This window comes from Pandoraea sp. B-6 (assembly GCF_000282835.1).
Lineage (GTDB): Bacteria > Pseudomonadota > Gammaproteobacteria > Burkholderiales > Burkholderiaceae > Pandoraea > Pandoraea cepalis.
In genome coordinates this window covers 1-3,031 of sequence record NZ_KB290497.1, presented here as the reverse complement: position 1 = coordinate 3,031, position 3,031 = coordinate 1, and the positions used below count along the sequence as shown (strand labels likewise).

General features: G+C 65.7%; 5 protein-coding genes. 4 read left to right on the top strand and 1 reads right to left on the bottom strand.

Annotated elements, in window-relative coordinates; all coding sequences use genetic code 11:
- Positions 1-1,098: DEAD/DEAH box helicase (locus A985_RS28945; RefSeq protein ID WP_232424521.1), on the bottom strand; the 1,098-nt coding region annotated here is incomplete at its 3' end.
- Between A985_RS28945 and A985_RS28070 the strand changes: the two genes are divergently transcribed.
- The 4 genes from A985_RS28070 to A985_RS24270 all read left to right on the top strand — a co-directional run.
- Entirely contained in the window at positions 1,097-1,342 is a 246-nt protein-coding gene (locus A985_RS28070; protein WP_150563536.1) for a hypothetical protein, read from the top strand. The two genes, A985_RS28945 and A985_RS28070, sit on opposite strands and share 2 nt — an antisense overlap.
- Positions 1,343-1,527: 185 nt before the next feature.
- Positions 1,528-2,298 (top strand): tRNA (adenosine(37)-N6)-threonylcarbamoyltransferase complex dimerization subunit type 1 TsaB, encoded by a 771-nt coding sequence (tsaB, locus tag A985_RS0104715; protein ID WP_017232252.1) that lies wholly within the window; start codon positions 1,528-1,530, stop codon positions 2,296-2,298.
- Complete coding sequence (gene rimI, locus A985_RS0104710) at positions 2,298-2,777, top strand: ribosomal protein S18-alanine N-acetyltransferase (RefSeq protein ID WP_017232251.1); 480 nt, start codon at positions 2,298-2,300, stop codon at positions 2,775-2,777. Before tsaB ends, rimI begins: the two co-directional genes overlap by 1 nt.
- Positions 2,764-3,031 (top strand): hypothetical protein (locus tag A985_RS24270; RefSeq protein ID WP_039829884.1); only part of this gene is annotated, 268 nt, incomplete at its 3' end. The genes rimI and A985_RS24270, both read left to right, overlap by 14 nt.

Below are 3,031 nucleotides of genomic sequence, written 5' to 3'. Positions count from 1 at the left end.
ACGACGCTCGCGCAGGGCACGCAGCGTACGGTTACGCACGCCTTGCGGCATATCGCCGTGCAGCGCAGCGCTATCGAAACCGGCTTGTTCGAGCTGGTCGGCGATCAGGTCGGCGTCGCGCTTGGTCGACGTGAACACGATGGCCTGGTCGAGCGAATCGTTGCCGAGCAGGTGTGCGAGCAGGCGATCCTTGTGGGCGCGATCGTCCACGTAATGGAGCGTTTGCTCGATGTTGGCGTTGGTACGCTGGTCGGAGCCGCGCGTGATCTCGATGGTTTCCGGATCGCGCAGCAGACGACGCGTGATTTCGCCCATGCGGCCGTCGATCGTTGCCGAGAACAGCAGCGTCTGACGCGATGCCGGCGTGGCGTCGACGATGGTCTGGATGTCGTCGATGAAGCCCATGTCGAGCATGCGATCGGCTTCGTCGAGCACCAGCATCATCAATTGCGACAGGTCGATTTTGCCGCTGGAGATGTGATCGAGCAGACGGCCCGGCGTCGCCACGATGATCTCGGGCTGCTTCGCCAGCATTTCGAGCTGACGGGGGTAGGGCATACCGCCGAGAATGCTCACCGTGCGCAGGCGGCGCAGTTGCTTGCCGTACGTGTCGGCCGCGGTCGAGACCTGTTGCGCCAGTTCGCGCGTCGGCGTGAGCACGAGCAGCAGCGGCTGGGCGGCCACGCGACGCACGCGCTGGCCCTTGCGGGGCTTTTCGCCCGGCTCTGCCGGCACGTTGCGCGGATGCGCGGCCGGGGCGCGGCTGTTCAGCTCGCCGCTGGCCTGCATTTCCGCGAAGCGGTGGATGGCGGGCAGCATGAAGGCGGCCGTCTTGCCGGAGCCCGTCGGGCTCGACACGAGCAGATCGCGACCGGCGAGCGCGGCGGGAATCGCGCGCTGCTGCACCGGCGTCGGATGGGTATAGCCTGCGGTGGTGAGCGTCGACAGAATCGCCGCGTTCAAGCCGAGTTCGGCGAACGTGGGCTTGCCGTCGTCGCTGGGTGCCGGAGCAGCATCGACAACAATAGCGTTAGCGTTTTCTTCGGACGAAGGGAAATACGTCTGCGCGAGCGCAGACATCTTGGAAGTTTGTTCCATGAAGCCTCTTGCGGATCAAAAAGGTGATGTCGGGGCGTTGGCGCCAATCGGCAAACCCAATTCGTCGCAAGCAGGAAGCAAATCGCGGATGGGGCAGAAAGCGGATCGAAATCCGTATCGTAAGCCAGGGACGGTGGCGGGTCGTTCCTTTATCAGGAGCGCCAGTACCGGCAAGAACTACAGCGGCTTATCACAGGATTGGGGCAAAACGCAGTTTTTCGTCGCCTCGCAGGAAGTCCAATGACGATCCGCGAAGCGAAGCGCGGATTATAGCAGTGTTTTCGGGGAAGTGCACGTTCGGATTTGCACGGAGTGATGGGGCGGTTGCGATGCTCGGCTACGCGGAATGCGGCAAGCTGGCACCGGCCAGGGGCGGGCGACCGTCGGTGCCGCTAGGTGGCTCGCCGCCCACCCGATTACAATAGCGCCATGTCTTCGATTACGCTTCTCGCCCTCGATACCTCGACCGAATTCTGTTCGGTTGCCGTATACCGTCACGATCCCGCCAGCGGTGCCCCGGCCCTTGTGGTCGAGCGCCACCTCGATACCGGCCCGGTCTCCAGCACCCATATTCTGCCCGCCGCGCGCGATGTGCTGCGCGAGGCCGGCGTCACGCTCGCCGAATGCGACGCGATCGCCTTCGGGGCGGGGCCGGGGTCGTTTACCGGGTTGCGCACGGCCTGCGGTGTCGCGCAGGGGTTGGCGTTTGGCGCCGCACTGCCCGTGGTGCCGGTGGGCACGTTGCTCGCGTGTGCCGAAGCGGCGCGCGCATTGCGCGTCGACACACAACGCGTGCTTGTCGCACTCGATGCGCGCATGAATGAGGCCTATTGGGCCGATTACGCCTGGGACAGCGCCACGAACGACTGGCGCGAAGTTCTGCCTGCGTCGCTCGACGCTGCCGAACGGGTGCGCGCACCCGAAGTGGATTTCGTCATCGCGGGCAATGCCGCGCTGGCGTTCGGCGATCGATTGCAGGCAAGCGTGCAGGCGCAGGCGGTCCTGGCCAACGCCATGCCGCGTGCCCGTTACGTCGCAGCGCTCGCGGCCCGCGCCTTCGCGCGGGGCGGCGCCATTCCCGCCGATCAGGCCATGCCGGTCTACATCCGCAACAAGGTGGCACAAACGACCGCCGAGCGCGAAGCGATCAAGCAGGCCGTGGCCCAGACCGCGAAGGCAAATGCCCCGGAGGTGCCCTGATGCGCCAGACCGGTCCGAACCATTATTCGCCGATGACGCTGGCCGATCTCGACGAGGTCGTAGCCGTCGAAGTGCGCGCGTATCCGTATCCCTGGACCCGCCAGAACTTCGCCGATTCGCTCGACGCCGGGCATCAGGGCGTCTGCCTGCGCGCGGTCGATGGCACACTGCTCGGTTATTTTCTGATGATGCCGGTCGTCGACGAGTCACATTTGCTCAACGTGTGCGTCGAGCCGGAAATGCAGGGCAACGGGCTGGGCGTGCAGTTGCTTGACGAGGTCGTGCGAGTCTCGCGTGCGCAGGGCATGAGCGGTGTATTGCTGGAGGTGCGTCCGTCGAACGTGAGGGCGCTGCGCGTGTACGAGCGTTTCGGATTCGTGCAGATTGGCCGGCGCAAGGGATATTATCCGGCGAGCGGGCGTCGTGAAGACGCCATTGTGATGCGCCTGACGTGGGAGACTGATCGTGCCGTGGCCTAAAGCGATTCTGGAAGAGTTCGGGCTGTGGCCGGTGTGGATGTCGCACGAGGCCGTGGCCCAGGCGGCGACGGCAACGGTAACGGCGATTGACGAGGGCGGCGACGTTGCGACACGCGTCGATGCGGCCGCCCCTCGGGGCGAAGCCCATGCCGACGACCTGCCGCCGTGGGACGTGACGCCGAGCGTCACGCCGGCGATGGCGCGTGCTGCCGGACGCGCCGCGATATCGGGCGAAGTACCCGCGGCCCCTGTCC